Consider the following 13,973-nt stretch of genomic DNA (forward strand, 5'->3'; position numbering starts at 1 on the left):
AACTGGGGGAGGTGAAGGACCTTCTGGAGGAGACCGCCCAGGCCATGGGCCTCATCCCCGCCTGGGCTCCCCTGAAGCCCCTGGAGGAGGCCGAAAGGCGGTTTCGGGCCTGGCTGGAGGCAGGGAGGCACGGGGGGATGGCCTACCTCCAGAGGCCTGAGGAGCGCTTCTGGCCAGAGAAGCGCTTTCCCTGGGCCAAAAGCGCCCTCCTCCTCTTCGCCCCCTACGCCTATGAGGACCCGGGAAGGCCCCCCGGCGGCCTGAGGGTGGGGCGGGTAGCCCGCTACGCCTGGAGCCGGGACTACCACCTGGTCCTGGGGGAGGCCCTGGGGGCGCTTGCGGCCCTGGCCCGGAGCCTGGGCCTCGAGGCCCGAGGCTACGTGGACCACGGCCCCCTTCCCGAGCGGGCCCTGGCCGTCCTCTCCGGGGCGGGCTGGGTGGGGAAAAGCAGCATGTTCCTCTCCCAGGCCTTCGGGGTGCACGCCTTCATCGGGGTGCTCCTCACCCCCCTGGAGGTGGAGGCGCCTCCCCGCCACCCCTCCCGTTGCGGCCGCTGCGTCCGCTGCCTCCAGGCCTGCCCCACCGGGGCCCTCTTGGGAGACGGCACCCTGGACGCCCGCATCTGCATCAGCTACCTCACCGTTGAGGAAAGGGGCTTCATCCCCCCTGGCCTCTGGCCCAGGATGGGGGACTGGCTTTTGGGGTGCGACCTCTGCCAGGACACCTGCCCCTGGGGCCGCTTCGGCGGGGTCTTTCCCGCCCTCAGGCCCGAGCCCCATCTGGCCCACCCGGACCTCCTGGACTTCTTCCGCCTCTCGGGGCGGGCCTTCGCCAAAAAGTACGCGGGGACGGCTTTCGCCCGCCCGGACCGGGTCCGGATGGCCCGGAACGCCCTCATCGTCCTCAGCAACCTGGGCCTGGGGGAGGCCCTGATGGCGGAGGCGGCCCGCGACCCAAACCCCCTGGTGCGGCGCACCGCCCTCCACGCCCTCCACCGGGCGGGGAAGCCCCTGGAGGGCTTCCTGAAGGACCCCGACCCCCTGGTCCGGGCCGAGGCCCTAGCCCTCCTTGGGGAAGCGGCCGGTGCGGTACACCCTCTCCAAAACGGTGGGGAGGCCCCAGGCCTTCAGGTCAAAGAGGAGGGGGCCCAGGTCGTAGGGGACCTTGAGGAAGCGGGCCTCGAGGGTGTCGGTGTCCAAGATGAGGGCGTCGGCCCCGGGCTCCCCGGAGAGGCTTAGGCCCACGCTCCCCGGGTCGGCCACGAGCCCCGCCCCCACCCTGCGGGCCAGGGGCAGATGCCGTCCCCCCAGAAGGAGGAGGTCGGCCCGGTAGTGGGAAAGAAGCTCCAAAAAGTCCTTGGCGGGGCCCAGGAGGTCCAGGTGCTCCTCGGGCTTCCCGGGCCTGCCGTGAAAACCCACAAGCCGCCTTTCTCCGTAGGCCTTGCGGTGGGAAAGGCGCAGGGAGCGGAGGTAGGCGAGCTCCCGCTCGGAAAGCTGGCTTCGGGTCCACGCCAACGTCTCCTTGCCCACCCCCTCAGGCAGGGTGTCGGGCAGGGGGTAGGCCACCCTCAGGTCCCAGGCCCCGGCGATGGCGGGAAGCCCCTCCTTCCAGATCCTGTGGATCACCTGCTTGGGGTGGGGACCGTACCCCACCAGGTCCCCCAGGACCAGGACCTCGTCCACCCCTTCCTCCCGGAGGGCCTCCAAAGCGGCCTCCAGGGCCGGGAGGTTGGCGTGGATGTCGGAGATGACCCCAAGCCGCACGCCCCCATTCTCCCACGCCCCCGCCAAAAGGGCGTGAAAACTTGGGGCCAAGCCCGTATGGTGGAAGGGTGCGGCCCCTCCTTCTGGGCCTCTTGCTGGCCCTCACCCTCCCTCCCTTCCCCTTTGGGCCCCTGGCCCCCCTGGTCCTGGCCTTCCTCCTGAGGGGGGGTTTCCGGGAAGGCTTCCTGATGGGCCTTGGCTTCTTTAGCCTTCACCTCCTCTGGCTTCCCCAGAGCTTCGCCCAAAACTTCGGCCCCTGGGGCGCCGTGCCTTTTTTGCCCCTGGTCCTCGTCAAGGCCCTCAGTTTCGGCCTCCTCTTCGCCCTCACCCCCACGCCCCTCTCCCGGGTGGGAGGCTGGGTCCTCCTGGAGTGGCTTTCGGAACAGGGGGACCTGGCCTTCCCCTGGGGCCTTTTGGGCTACGCCCTCCTCGAGGCCCCCGGCCGGCTCCTGGCCGCCTGGGGCGGGGTCTACCTCCTCTCCCTCCTGGTCCTCCTCTTCGCCTGGGGCTTTTCGGCAGGGCGGTGGTCCCTCCTCCTCCCCTGGGCCCTCCTCTGGCTCCTTCCCCTGCCCGAGGCCAGGCCCGAGGGGATGGCCCTCCTGGTCCAGGGCAACATCAACCCCCTGCGCAAGTTCCAAGGGGAGCTGGACGAGGCGGTCTACCTGCGCCTCACGGAAGAGGGGCTGAAGGCCCACCCCGAGGCCCAACTGGTGGTCTGGCCGGAGACCGCCGTCTGGCGCATCCCCGAGGGGGTGGACGGGGTCCTAGAGGGCCGCCCCCTGCTCACCGGGTTCAACCTCTTCGGTCCCAACCGGGCGGTCCTTTACCAGGAGGGCCGGATCCTGGCCCACTACGACAAGACCCGGCTGGTGCCCTTTGGGGAGCGCTTCCCCTTCCGGGAGGCCCTGGGCGGGGTCTACGCTTTCTTCTTCCGGGCCATGGGCCTGGGGGAGGTCCTGGACCGCACCCCGGGGAAGGACCTGAGGCCCTTGGGGCCCTATGGGGTCATGATCTGCTACGAGTCCGTCTTTCCGGGCGTGGCCCGGGGCCTCGCCAGGTCCGGGGCGGAGGTCCTGATCCTCCTCACCAACGACGCCTGGTACGGCCCCTCCTACGGGGGAAGGCAGCACTTCGCCCTGGGCCGCCTCCGGGCGGTGGAGACGGGGCGCTGGCTCCTTAGGGCCGGGAACGACGGCATCACCGCCAGCGTAGACCCTTACGGGAGGGTGGTGGCCGCCATCCCCCCGCACCGGGAGGGCTTCCTCCTGGCCCCCTACGCCCTCCTCTCCGGCGAGACCCCTTATGTGCGCCTGGGGGACTGGGCCGTGGGGGTGGCGTTGACCTTGCTCCTCCTGGGGCTTATCCTTAGGGTGCGTCTGCCGGGGTGGCGGAATCGGTAGACGCGGCAGACTCAAAATCTGCTGCCCGCAAGGGCGTGCGGGTTCGAGTCCCGCCCCCGGCACCAGAAGGCCCCCTCCGGGGGGCCTAGGTTTTATCCCAGAGGGCGAGGACGTAGCCTTCTTCCTCCAGGAGGCGTAGCGGGCTTCCCAGGGCCTCCAGGAAGAGGGCCTTAAGGCTTTCCGGGGAAAACCTCCTGGCGAGGGGCGGCCCCACCGCCTCCTCCCGATAGGGCCACTCCAAGACGGCCACCCGCCGGGCCACCCGGGCCGCCTCCTTGAGGGCCATGGGCGCCTCCAGGTGGTGGAGGGAGAGGCCGAAGAAGGCCAGGTCAAAGCTCCCGTCGGGAAAGGGAAGGCTTTCCGCCCTGGCCTCCACGAAACGGGCCCCCTTCACCCGGTTCCGGGCCACCTCCAGGCGGTCCGCCCGGGGGTCCACCCCCACGGTGAAGAGGCCCAACCGGGCGAAGGCCTCGGCGAAGACCCCGGTCCCGGTGCCGATGTCCAGGGCGCTTCGGGCCTCTAGGCCCTCCAGGGCCTTTTGGGCGATCTCCAGCGGGGGAAAGCGCAGGAGGCGATCGGGCTTGCGGAAGGGGTCCCCCGCCTCGCAGGCGTTGGTGAGGAGGGCCCACATGACCAGGCCCCCCTCCTCCGCCGCCGCCAGGAAGGCCGCCTCGAGGGCCTGGAAGACCTCCTCTTCCTTCCCAGAGACCTCCGAGTGGGTGGGAAAGACCCGGTAGTCCAGCCCGCTTCCCTCTAGGGCCAGGAGGGCCTTCTCCACCGCCTTGTAGTCCCCCTGGAGGAGGGGGTAGAGGGCGAAGAGGGCCTTCACCGCCATCTTCCCAAGTATAGGGCGGGGCGGTTCCCGGCCCGCCTCCCCGCGGCCTCGGCCTCGAGGAAGGGCGGAGGGGCCTCCGGGGCCAGGTGGACCGCCCCCGCCTCCGCCTCCGGGGGCCCCAGGAGGGCAAGGAGGTCCTCCCGGGAGAGGAAGCGGGCCCGGGTCCAGGGGAGGACCCCTTTCTCCCCAAGCCGCCGGTAGAGGGCGGCCCACGGGGAAAGGGCCTCGAGGATGCCCACAAGAAGGGCCCCTCCTGGTCTCAGGACCCGCCGGGCCTCGGAAAGGGTCTTCTCCACGTCCTCCACGAACTCCAGCGTGGTGAAGAGGAGGACCAGGTCAAAGCTCCCTTCGCCAAAGGGCAGATCCTCCCCCCGGCCCGCCACCCAGACCGCCTCCGGGGCCCGGGCCTGGCCCAGGCGGCGCATGGCCTCCGAGGGCTCGAGGCCCACCTTCCTCGGGTAGGGGAGGCGCCTGAGCCAGTACCCCGTGCCCGCCCCCACCTCCAGGAGGCTTTCTCCCGGGGGGAGAAGGCGAAGAAGGGCCCTTTCCTCCTCGGCGATGACGAAGGCCCCCAAGGGGGTCTCGTACCAGGCCTCGTAGGCCTCGGCGATGGGGGCGAAGGGGTCCACGCCCCCTAGTCTAGCCGCACCACCACGCCCTCGTCGGGTCTCAAGAGAAGCCTCTCCTCCACCCCCTCCTCCCGGTCCAGGTGGGTGGAGAGGACCACCCGTCCGCCCTTGGGCAGGTCCAGGGCCTTCTCCTTGTCCGTCAGGTTCAGGGCCACCAGCCAGCCCTCGCCCCGGAGGTAGGCGTAGACCCCGCCCCGGGCTTGGTAGGTGCGGTAGGCCCCGTAAAGGAGCCCGGGGTCCTTCCTCAGGGCGATGAGGCGCCGCACCAGGCTCAGCATGGACCGGGGGTCCTTCTCCTGGAGGGCCACGTTCCGCTCGGGGTAGTCGGGGTTCACGGGAAGCCAGGGCTCCACCGAGGAGAACCCCGCGTAGGGGGAGGCGTCCCACTGCATGGGGGTGCGCTCGGGGTCGCGGCCCGGGGGCAGGCCGTGCTCGCCCAGGCGGCCCTTCTGCCTTAGGGCGGCCGGGTCCTGGACCCTTTCCCAGGGGATCTCCCCGTTCACGATGCCGATCTCGTCCCCGTAGTACCAGGTGGGGGTGCCCCGGAGGGTGAAGAGGAGGGTGGCCGCCACCCGGGCCTGGGCCTCCCCCAGGCGGGAGGCCAGCCTGGGTTGGTCGTGGTTGCCGAGGACCCAGTTGGGCCAGTCCCAGGGGGTGAGGAGGCTCTCGTACTCCTCCACGATCCGGGCCAGGTTCTCGGGCCGCCAGTCGGGAAGCCCGCGGAAGATGAGGTGGAAGTTGAAGGGCAGGTGGCACCCCGCCTGGTAGTAGCGCACCAGCTGGGGGAAGGGCAGGTAGATCTCCCCCACCATGACCCGCTCCCGCCCGGGCTCGGAGAACTGGTCCAGGACGTAGCGCATCTCCCGCACGTAGGCGTAGGTCTCCGGCTGGTCCTCGGTGAAGAGGTGCAGGTGCCGCCCCCGGTCCCACATCCCGGGCCGCCAGTCGGGGTTGCCGGGCTCGTCCCGGAGGAGGAGGTCCTCGGCGAGAAGCCAGAGGACATCTACCCGGAAGCCGTCCACCCCCAGCCGGAGCCAGAAGCGCATCACCTCGTAGATGGCCTCCCGCACCTCGGGGTTGCGCCAGTTGAGGTCGGGCTGCTCGGGGAGGAACTGGTGGAGGTAGTACTGGCCGGTCTTCTCGTCTAGGGTCCAGGCGGGACCGCCGAAGAAGCTCTGCCAGTTGTTGGGGGGACCACCATCGGGCCCCGGGTCCGCCCAGACGTACCAGTTCCGCTTGGGGTTATCCCGGGAGGAGCGGGACTCCAAAAACCAAGGGTGCTGGTCTGAGGTGTGGTTGGGGACCAGGTCTATGAGGACCCGAAGCCCCAGGGCGTGGGCCTCGGCCAGGAGGGCCTTGAAGTCCTCGAGGGTGCCGAAGATGGGGTCCACCTCGGTATAGTCGGCCACGTCGTAGCCGAAGTCCTTCATGGGGCTTTTATAGAAGGGGGAAAGCCAGATGGCGTCCACGCCCAGGTTCTTCAGGTAGGGAAGCCGCCGCCGCACGCCGGGGAGGTCCCCGATGCCGTCCCCGTTGGTGTCCTGGAAGCTCCGGGGGTAGATCTGGTAGATGACCGCCTCTTTCCACCACATGGCCCGAGTCTACCCCAGGGGCCGGCCATCTGGAAAGCCTTCCACACCCCTAGCCCCTGCTTTTATACCCTTTTTCCGGCCCACCATGCCTGGTAACTTCCCCAAAAACCTTTTGCCGGGGCGCAAGCCAGCACGGGGTGGTATTACCCTTCTCCGACCTCTTCCACCAACTCAAACCGGGGAACCTCCTGGCCCTCCACCCGCACCTTCTCCAGGAAGTGGCCCAAAGGGCGCACCCAGTACCCCCTTTCCCCGTAGAGAGCTTGGTAGACCACCATGGCCTCCTCCGTTTCCGAGTGGCGGGCCAGGAAGAGCACCCGGTAAAGCCCTCCCTTGTAGTGGCGGTAGATCCCCGGCCTAACCGACACGGACGGGCTCCACCCTGGGCTGGAACTGGGCCTCCTCGGGCAGGAGGTGGCGCCTCTTGGCCCGCCGGTAGACGCTCTCCCACATGCGGCAGAAGGAGCAGACCGCCCCCGTGGTGGGGTAGCCGCACCGTTCGCACTCCCTCAGGGCCACCTCCTCTTCGGCCTTCAGGCGGGGTTGGATCTTCTCCAAAAACCCTTCCAAGAAGCGGAGCTTGGCCCCGGGCATTTCCTTCTCCACCAGGTTCAGGGCCTCCTTGTAAAGGAGGCTCTTGGCCCCCTTGGCGTTGGGGCACTCCTCGTGGAGGTAGCGGATGCCCCGAAGCAGGGTATAGGAGAGGACCTCCCGCTCGCTGAAGCGGTAAAAGGGCTTGACCCGGGCGGCGAGGCCCGGCTTCTCCGGCAAGACTGGCCCCTGGCGGACGAGGGCGTCCTCCTGAGGGTTCAGGAGGTTGCCGAAGAGGACGGCGGCCTCATCGTCCAGGTTGTGGCCCGTAGCCACCACCCTAAAGCCCTCCTCCACCGCCACCTGGTTGATGATGTAGCGCTTGGAAAGCCCGCAGGCGGAGCAGGCCACCCGCCCGGAAAGCTCGGCCAGCTCCGGCATGCCGAAGCCATAGGCCTCCTTCAGGTCCACCACCAGAAGGGGAAGGCCCCGCTCCTTGGCGAAGGCCTGGGTGACCTCGAGGCTCCTCCTGGAGTACGCCCCGATGCCCAGCTCCAGGTGCAGGCCCACGGCCTCGTAGCCCAGGCGGTGGAGGACGTCCCAAAGGGCCAAGGAGTCCTTTCCGCCGGAGACGGCCACCAGGACCCGCTCCCCAGGGTGAAGCATCTGGTGGCGGCGGATGGTCCTCTCCGTCTCCTTGACGAACCACTCCAGGTAGTGCTCCTTGCAGAGGGCGAAGCCCCTGCTCTTCACCTCCACCTGGGCCTTACCGCGGCAGACCTTACAGACCATCTACCCTCCCGAGATGGCGGAGAGGACCTCTATGGTCTCCCCCTCCCCCACCCTTTCGTCCGGGGTGAGGAGCTCTTCTCCCCGCACGGCCACCACGGTCTCGGGGTTGAGGCCCAGCTCCTCCAGGACCTCCTTGAGGGGCCTATCCCCCCGCACCTCCACCTCTTTGCGCTCCGGCAGGCGCAGAATGACCCTCACCCCGCTAGTGTAGCAGGTAGGGGGAGACCAGCTCCGTGAGTCTCTCCAGGGTGAGGCGGTTCCGCTTCTCTATCTCCGGCTTCCTGGGGATCTCGGGGTAGCCCCCTTCGGGGTCGTGAAGGGTGGGGGTGAGCGCCCCGCCCAAACAGCCCTCCCAGGCCTTAAGCCAGCTCTCGGGAAGCCTTTCGGGCAGGGGAAGGCCGTGGAAGACGTGGTAAAGAATGGCCCAGACCCTCACCGCCGCGTCCAGGCTGTACCCGCCCCCCAGGGTGAAGAGAACCCGGCCCCCGGTGAAGGCCTCGGCGTATTCCAGGATCAGGCGGAAGAGGCGCTCGTAAGCCCGGGTGGTGAGGAGGAGGTCGGCCAAGGGGTCCAGGAAGTGGGCGTCGGCCCCCGCCTGCACCACCAGGACGTCGGGGCGGAAGGCCTTCAGGGCCCAAGGCACAAGGGCCTCAAAGACCTCCAGGTAGCTCTCGTCCTCGGTAAATGGCTCCAGGGGCAGGTTGAGCTTCCGCCCCGTCCCCTCCCCCCGGCCGATCTCGTGGACGTGGCCGGTCCCGGGGAAGAGGTAGCGGCCCGACTCGTGAAGGCTTAGGGTGAGGACCTCCTTCTCCTCGTAGTGGATCCACTGGACCCCGTCCCCGTGGTGGACGTCTATGTCCAGGTAGGCCACCTTAAGCCCGGCTCGGGTGAGGTAGCGGATGGCCACGGAAAGGTCGTTGTAAACGCAAAACCCCGAGGCCCGGTCGTACTGGGCGTGGTGGAGGCCGCCTCCCAGCTGCAAGACCCGCCTTTCCCCCAAGAGGATCCGCCTGGCCCCCTCGAGGGTCCCCCCCACCAGGACCCGGGCCGCCCGGTCCATGCCCGGGAAGACCGGGGTGTCCCCCGTGCCCAGGCCGTAGTGCTCTAGATCGGGCACCCTTTCGCCGCGGCTCGCCGCCTCCACCCGCTTCACCAGCCTTTCCGAGTGGACGGAGAGGACCTCCTCCCGGGTGGCCTCAGGGGGAGATAGGGGCTCCCGCCACACCCCTAGGGCCTGGAGGAGGGAGACCAGCATCTCCAGGCGCACCGGGCTGAAGGGGTGCTGGGGGCCGAAGTTGTAGAGGCGGTACTCGTCCCGGTAGATCACCATGGCTTTTTGGGGGGCCAGAGGACCTCAAAGCCCGCTTCCCGAAGGCCCTGGGCCAGGAGGTGGGTCTCCAGGGTGTTGACCCGCACCACGGCCCGCACATACTCCCCCTCCTCGGGATAGGAGAGAAGGGAGTGGATGTTGACCCCCCGCCCCGCCAGAAAGCCCGTGAGGCGGGCGAGCTCCCCCACCCTGTCGGGCAGGCGCACCTCCAGCCGCCCCGAGGGCTCCGTGACCCCGGTAAGCCTCAGGAGGGCGTCCAGGAGGTCAATGCCGGTGACGATGCCCACCAGTTCCCCGTCCTCCAAAACGGGCAGGCAGCCGATCTTCCGGTGGCGCATGACGAAGGCCGCCTCCTCCACGGGGTCCAGGGGGTGGGCGGTCACCACCTCCTTGGTCATGACCTCCCCCACCTGGGTACACCCGGGGCATGGGCCCTTGGGGTTCAGGTGGCTGGTGGCCAGGCGGATGTCCCGGTCGGTGACGATGCCCCAAAGCTTTCCGTCCTTGACCACGGGAAGGTGGCGGATGCCCTTTTCTAGGAGGAGGCGGTAGGCCTCCTCGAGGGTCGTCTCCGGCCCCACGCTGAGGACCGGGCTCTTCATCACGTCCTTGACCAGCATGAAAGCAGTATACGCCCAAGGGGAAGGCCGAAGCCCCTTGGGCTAGAGGTCTTGAACCCCTAGAGGATGTCGTCCCGGATGCAGGCCTTGTAGTGGCCGGGAGCCACCTCCTTGAGCTCAGGCACCACCTGGGCGCACTCGGGCAGGGCGTAGCGGCAGCGGGTGCGGAAGACGCACCCCGAAGGCGGGTTGATGGGGGAAGGGATGTCCCCCTGGAGGACGATGCGCTCCCGCTTCACTGTGGGGTCGGGGATGGGCACGGCGGAGAGCAGGGCCTCGGTGTAGGGGTGCTTGGGGTTCCGGTAAAGCTCCCGGGAGGAGGCGATCTCCATCACCTTCCCCAGGTACATCACCGCCACCCGGTCGGAGATGTACTCCACCACCGCCAGGTCGTGGGCGATGAAGAGCATGGTGAGACCCAGCTCCTCCTTCAGGTCCTGCAGAAGGTTCACCACCTGGGCCTGGATGGAGACGTCCAGGGCGGAAACGGGCTCGTCGGCCACGATGAAGTCCGGGGCCACCGCCAAGGCCCGGGCGATGCCGATGCGCTGGCGCTGTCCCCCCGAGAACTCGTGGGGGTAGCGGCGCATGTGGTCGGGGGAAAGCCCCACCAGCTTGAGGAGCTCCGCCACCCTCTCCGTGCGCTCCTGGGGCGTCTTGCCGATGCCGTGGATGATGAGGGGCTCGGCGATGATGTCCCCCACGGTCATCCGGGGGTTCAGGGAGCTGAAGGGATCCTGGAAGATGATCTGCATCCGGCGCCGGTAGGGGCGGAGCTGGTTCCTGGGCAGCTCGGTGATGTCCTGGCCGTCAAAGAGGACGCGGCCCCCAGTGGGCTCAATGAGGCGCAGAAGGGTGCGGCCCACCGTGGTCTTGCCGCTTCCCGACTCCCCCACCAGCCCCAGGACCTCCCCCTTTTTTATGGCGAAGGAGACCCCGTCCACCGCCTTGACGCTGGCCACAACCCGGGAGAGGACCCCGCCCCGGATGGGGAAGTGCTTTTTGAGGTCCTGGACCTCCAGGAGAACGCCGTCGCCCTTCATGCCCTAACCTCCCGGATATCCCGCCAGCGCACGCACCGGACCTGGCGCCCGTCCCCGGTGTCCTCCAAAGGCGGCACCTCCCGGTCGCAGAGGCCTTCCACGTAGTGCTTGCACCGGGGGTGGAAGGCGCACCCGGGAGGCAGGTAGAGGGGGTTGGGCACGTTGCCGGGGATGGCCTCCAAACGCTCCTTATGCTCCGCCGCCAGGTCCAGCCTGGGCACGGAGTGCAAAAGCCCTCGGGTGTAAGGGTGCAGCGGCTCCTTGAAGAGGGGCACCACGTCCGCCTGCTCCACCGCCCGCCCCGCGTACATCACCACCACCCGGTCCGCCATTTCCGCCACCACCCCCAGGTTGTGGGTGATGAAGAGGATGCTCATGCCGATCTCCTCCTGGAGCTTCTTCATCAGCTCCAGGATCTGGGCCTGGATGGTCACGTCCAAGGCCGTGGTGGGCTCGTCGGCGATGAGCAGGGAGGGGTTGCAGGAAAGGGCCATGGCGATCATCACCCGCTGCCGCATCCCCCCGGACATCTGGTGGGGGTAGTTGGCAAGCCGCTTCTTGGGCTCGGGAATCCCCACCAGCTCCAGCATGTGGGCCGCCAGCTCCATGGCCTCCTTCCGGCTCTTCCCCTGGTGGAGCATGATGGCCTCGGCGATCTGGTCCCCCACCGTGTACACCGGGTTCAGAGAGGTCATGGGCTCCTGGAAGATCATGGCGATGTCGTTGCCCCGGATCCGGCGCATCTCCGCCTCCGGGAGCTTGGTCAGGTCCTTCACCTGGCCGTCCTTGCCCCTGAAAAGAATCTCCCCACCCACGATCCGCCCAGGGGGCGTGGGGATGAGCCGCATGATGGCCAGGGAGGTCACGCTCTTCCCAGAGCCCGACTCCCCCACCACCGCCAGGGTCTCCCCTTTGTCCACGTGGAAGGACACCCCGTCCACCGCCTTCACCACCCCGTCGTCGGTGAAGAAGTGGACCTTGAGGTCTCTCACCTCCAACAGCCGCTTCTCGTCCATGCTAACTCCTTCGGGCACCGCCCCGAAAACACCTCATCCGTTATACGCCATACCCGGCCAAAAGAGAAGGGCCTACTGCCTCCGCCTGGGGTCCAGCGCGTCCCGCAGGCCGTCCCCCAGGAAGTTCCAGGAGAGCACAGAGAGGAAGATGAAGAACCCCGGCCACAGGACCCAGGGGCGGTCGGTGAAGGAAGCGAACCCCCCCTGCTGGGCCGCCTGCAGGAGAAGGCCCCAGCTGGTATAGGGCTCCGTGACCCCAAGCCCCAGGAAGGAAAGCCCGCTCTCCCCCAGGATAAACCCCGGGATGGTGAGGGAAAGGCTCACGATCACGTAGCTGGCGGTGGCGGGCAAGACGTGGCGGGCGATGATGCGCCCGTCGGAAGCCCCCAGGGCCCTGGCCGCCTGCACGTAGTCCATCTCCCTGACCGAAAGCACGATGCCCCGCACCACCCGGGCGAGCCCTCCCCAGCCGATGAAGCCCAAAAGCCCCACCACCAGGTAGAAGGTGAGGAGGGGGTCTATGTTGGTGGGGAAGACCGCTCGCAAGGAGATGAGGAGGAAGAGGGAGGGGATGGCGGCGATGATCTCCACGGTGCGCATGATGAGGTCGTCGGGGTCCAGGCGGATGGGCTCCCGGAAAAGCCTATAGAGGATGGCCCCCGCCGCCAGAACCCCCAGGAGAACCACCAGGGCGTCTATCCCCAAGGAGAAGAGGTCCTTGCCGGGGCTTAAGCGGGTGAAGGAGAAGGCGAGGAAGAGGGCCGCGGCGGCCACCCCCAGCCAGAGGAGGAGGCTCAAAGGCCCCAGGAGAAGCCCCACCCCCCGCCAGGCGGAAGGGGGCAGGGAGAGCCGGAAGGGCCTCCCCGAGAAGTACCCGGCGATGCCCCCAAGGAGGAGGCCCAGGGCGAAGGAGACCAGGGCCGAGAGGATGCCGATGGTGAGGGAGACCTGCCCCCCATAGACCACCCGGCTGAAGAGGTCCCGGCCGAAGTTGTCGGTGCCCATGAGGAAAATGCGCCCCGGGGAGTCCACGCCGAAGAGGCGGAGGTCGGAGCGGAAGACCCGGAAGATGGTGTAGGGCTGCTCTGGGGTGCGCACGAAAAAGCGGATGTAAAACTTCCCCTGGCTGGGGTCCTCCTCGTAGCGGGGCTGCAGGGTGACAGGGTCAATACTCCGCTTGGTGGCGTAGACGAAGGGGCGAGTAAGCCTTCCCGTCTCCGGGTCCACGAAGTGGATGCGGGTGGGCGGGTGGTGGCCCTTGGGGGGGTAAAGCTCGTAGTAGTTGGGGTCGTAGGGGCTAAAGAAGCCGGCGAAGGCGGCCATCAGGTAGAGGACCAGGAGGATGCGCCCGCCCCAGACCGCCAGGCGGTGCTTGCGGAACTGGCGCAGGGCGACGGCCAACTGGGAAGTGGAGGTTCGTTCCACAGGCCACCCCCTACTCGTAGCGGATCCTGGGGTCCACCCAGGCCAGAAGCAGGTCGGAAATCAGGTTGCCGATCATGAGGAGGACCAGGCTCACGGTGAGAAAGCCGGCGATCACGTAGAGGTCCTGGTTGGCGATGGCGTCCAGGAAGAAGGGGGTGATGCCCGGCCAGGCCATGACCACCTCCACGAAGCCCGCCCCGGAGATGAGGCTGGGAAGAAGGCCCCCCAGCGTGGCCACGAAGGGGATGACGGCGTTGCGGAAGGCGTGCTTGTAGAGGACCACCCGCTCAGCGAGGCCCTTGGCCCGGGCGGTGCGGATGTAGTCCTGCCCTAAGACCTCCAGCATCTGGCCCCGCATGAGGCGGGAAAGGCCGGCGATGTCGTTGGCCGTGGCCACCAGAATGGGCACCACCGCGTGCCAGGCGATGTCCAGCCACTGCTTGAGGGGAGGAAGCTGCTCAAAGCCGCTAGAGGTCATCCCCGAGACCGGGAAGATGAGGACTCCCGTCTTGAACTTGATCTGCAACAGGACGTAGATGGCGATGAGGGCCAGAAAGAAGCTGGGGACGGAAAGGCCCACGTAGGCCAGGAAGGAGAGGATCCGGTCCCCCAGGGAGTACTGGCGCACCGCCCCGTAGACGCCGATGGGGATGGCCACCAGGTAGAGGAGGATGGTGGAGGGGATGACGATCACCATGGAGTTCACCACCCGGGGCCAGATGACCTCCAGCACAGGGGCCTGGTAGGCAAAGGAGTAGCCCAGGTTCAGGTGGAAGAGGTTGTTCATCCAGAGGAGGTACTGCTCGTAGACAGGCCGGTCCAGGCCGAACTGGGACCGGAGGCGGGCGATGGTCTCCGGCGTGACCTTGGGGTCCAGCTCCAGCTGGGTCAGGTAGTCTCCCGGGGCCATCTGGATGATGAGGAAGGCCAAAAAGGTGGCCCCGAAGAAGGTGGGGATCAGGTAGAGGATGCGGCGGAGGATGTATGTGGTCATGGC

General features: G+C 68.1%; 14 protein-coding genes, 1 tRNA gene and 1 pseudogene. 3 read left to right on the forward strand and 13 right to left on the reverse strand.

What is annotated here, in order from left to right:
- Positions 1 to 44: 44 nt before the first annotated feature.
- On the forward strand, positions 45 to 1,238 hold the full coding sequence (queG, locus tag BVI061214_RS01225) for a tRNA epoxyqueuosine(34) reductase QueG (protein ID WP_053768548.1): 1,194 nt from the start codon (positions 45 to 47) through the stop codon (positions 1,236 to 1,238).
- A gap of 6 nt (positions 1,239 to 1,244) precedes the next feature.
- Here the strand turns inward: queG and BVI061214_RS13600 are convergent.
- Positions 1,245 to 1,763 (reverse strand): annotated as a pseudogene (locus BVI061214_RS13600) (metallophosphoesterase family protein); the annotation flags it as partial.
- A gap of 68 nt (positions 1,764 to 1,831) precedes the next feature.
- Here BVI061214_RS13600 and lnt point away from each other — a divergent pair.
- Both lnt and BVI061214_RS01235 read left to right on the forward strand, forming a co-directional pair.
- A complete protein-coding gene (lnt, locus tag BVI061214_RS12335; RefSeq protein ID WP_082333101.1) occupies positions 1,832 to 3,163 on the forward strand; it encodes an apolipoprotein N-acyltransferase in 1,332 nt (443 codons plus the stop codon).
- Positions 3,142 to 3,228 (forward strand) — tRNA-Leu (locus tag BVI061214_RS01235). The genes lnt and BVI061214_RS01235 overlap by 22 nt, the downstream gene beginning before the upstream one ends.
- Before the next feature lie 20 nt (positions 3,229 to 3,248).
- Here the strand turns inward: BVI061214_RS01235 and BVI061214_RS01240 are convergent.
- From BVI061214_RS01240 to BVI061214_RS01295, 12 genes are all read right to left on the reverse strand, one after another.
- Positions 3,249 to 3,998 (reverse strand): class I SAM-dependent methyltransferase, encoded by a 750-nt coding sequence (locus BVI061214_RS01240; protein ID WP_053766972.1) that lies wholly within the window; start codon positions 3,996 to 3,998, stop codon positions 3,249 to 3,251.
- Positions 3,989 to 4,627, reverse strand: coding sequence for a class I SAM-dependent methyltransferase (locus BVI061214_RS01245; RefSeq protein WP_053766973.1), 639 nt, complete (start codon positions 4,625 to 4,627; stop codon positions 3,989 to 3,991). The genes BVI061214_RS01240 and BVI061214_RS01245 overlap by 10 nt, the downstream gene beginning before the upstream one ends.
- 5 nt (positions 4,628 to 4,632) lie before the next feature.
- Positions 4,633 to 6,219: an alpha-amylase family glycosyl hydrolase gene (locus BVI061214_RS01250; RefSeq protein ID WP_053766974.1), complete on the reverse strand. Its 1,587-nt coding sequence runs from the start codon at positions 6,217 to 6,219 to the stop codon at positions 4,633 to 4,635.
- A gap of 143 nt (positions 6,220 to 6,362) precedes the next feature.
- Positions 6,363 to 6,587, reverse strand: coding sequence for a DUF1653 domain-containing protein (locus tag BVI061214_RS01255; protein ID WP_053766975.1), 225 nt, complete (start codon positions 6,585 to 6,587; stop codon positions 6,363 to 6,365).
- Positions 6,577 to 7,542, reverse strand: a complete 966-nt coding sequence (ttuA, locus tag BVI061214_RS01260) for a tRNA-5-methyluridine(54) 2-sulfurtransferase (protein ID WP_053766976.1) — start codon at positions 7,540 to 7,542, stop codon at positions 6,577 to 6,579. The genes BVI061214_RS01255 and ttuA overlap by 11 nt, the downstream gene beginning before the upstream one ends.
- Positions 7,543 to 7,740: a sulfur carrier protein TtuB gene (gene ttuB / locus BVI061214_RS01265; protein WP_003045202.1), complete on the reverse strand. Its 198-nt coding sequence runs from the start codon at positions 7,738 to 7,740 to the stop codon at positions 7,543 to 7,545.
- Positions 7,741 to 7,744: 4 nt separating this feature from the next.
- Positions 7,745 to 8,872, reverse strand: coding sequence for an acetoin utilization protein AcuC (locus BVI061214_RS01270; RefSeq protein ID WP_053766977.1), 1,128 nt, complete (start codon positions 8,870 to 8,872; stop codon positions 7,745 to 7,747).
- The gene (locus tag BVI061214_RS01275; protein WP_053766978.1) at positions 8,866 to 9,492 is read right to left on the reverse strand and encodes an acetoin utilization AcuB family protein; all 627 of its coding nucleotides are present in this window, start codon (positions 9,490 to 9,492) and stop codon (positions 8,866 to 8,868) included. Before BVI061214_RS01275 ends, BVI061214_RS01270 begins: the two co-directional genes overlap by 7 nt.
- A gap of 59 nt (positions 9,493 to 9,551) precedes the next feature.
- Positions 9,552 to 10,535, reverse strand: coding sequence for an ABC transporter ATP-binding protein (locus BVI061214_RS01280; RefSeq protein WP_053766979.1), 984 nt, complete (start codon positions 10,533 to 10,535; stop codon positions 9,552 to 9,554).
- Positions 10,532 to 11,551, reverse strand: coding sequence for an ABC transporter ATP-binding protein (locus tag BVI061214_RS01285; protein ID WP_053766980.1), 1,020 nt, complete (start codon positions 11,549 to 11,551; stop codon positions 10,532 to 10,534). Before BVI061214_RS01285 ends, BVI061214_RS01280 begins: the two co-directional genes overlap by 4 nt.
- A 72-nt stretch (positions 11,552 to 11,623) precedes the next feature.
- Positions 11,624 to 12,952 carry an ABC transporter permease gene (locus tag BVI061214_RS01290; protein ID WP_428843221.1) on the reverse strand — a complete coding sequence of 443 codons (1,329 nt, stop codon included), beginning with the start codon at positions 12,950 to 12,952 and terminating at the stop codon, positions 11,624 to 11,626.
- Between the two features lie 34 nt (positions 12,953 to 12,986).
- Entirely contained in the window at positions 12,987 to 13,970 is a 984-nt protein-coding gene (locus BVI061214_RS01295; RefSeq protein ID WP_003045215.1) for an ABC transporter permease, read from the reverse strand.
- Positions 13,971 to 13,973: the final 3 nt, after the last annotated feature.

It is taken from the genome of Thermus aquaticus, from assembly GCF_001280255.1.
In the GTDB taxonomy this organism is placed as follows: Bacteria; Deinococcota; Deinococci; order Deinococcales; family Thermaceae; genus Thermus; species Thermus aquaticus.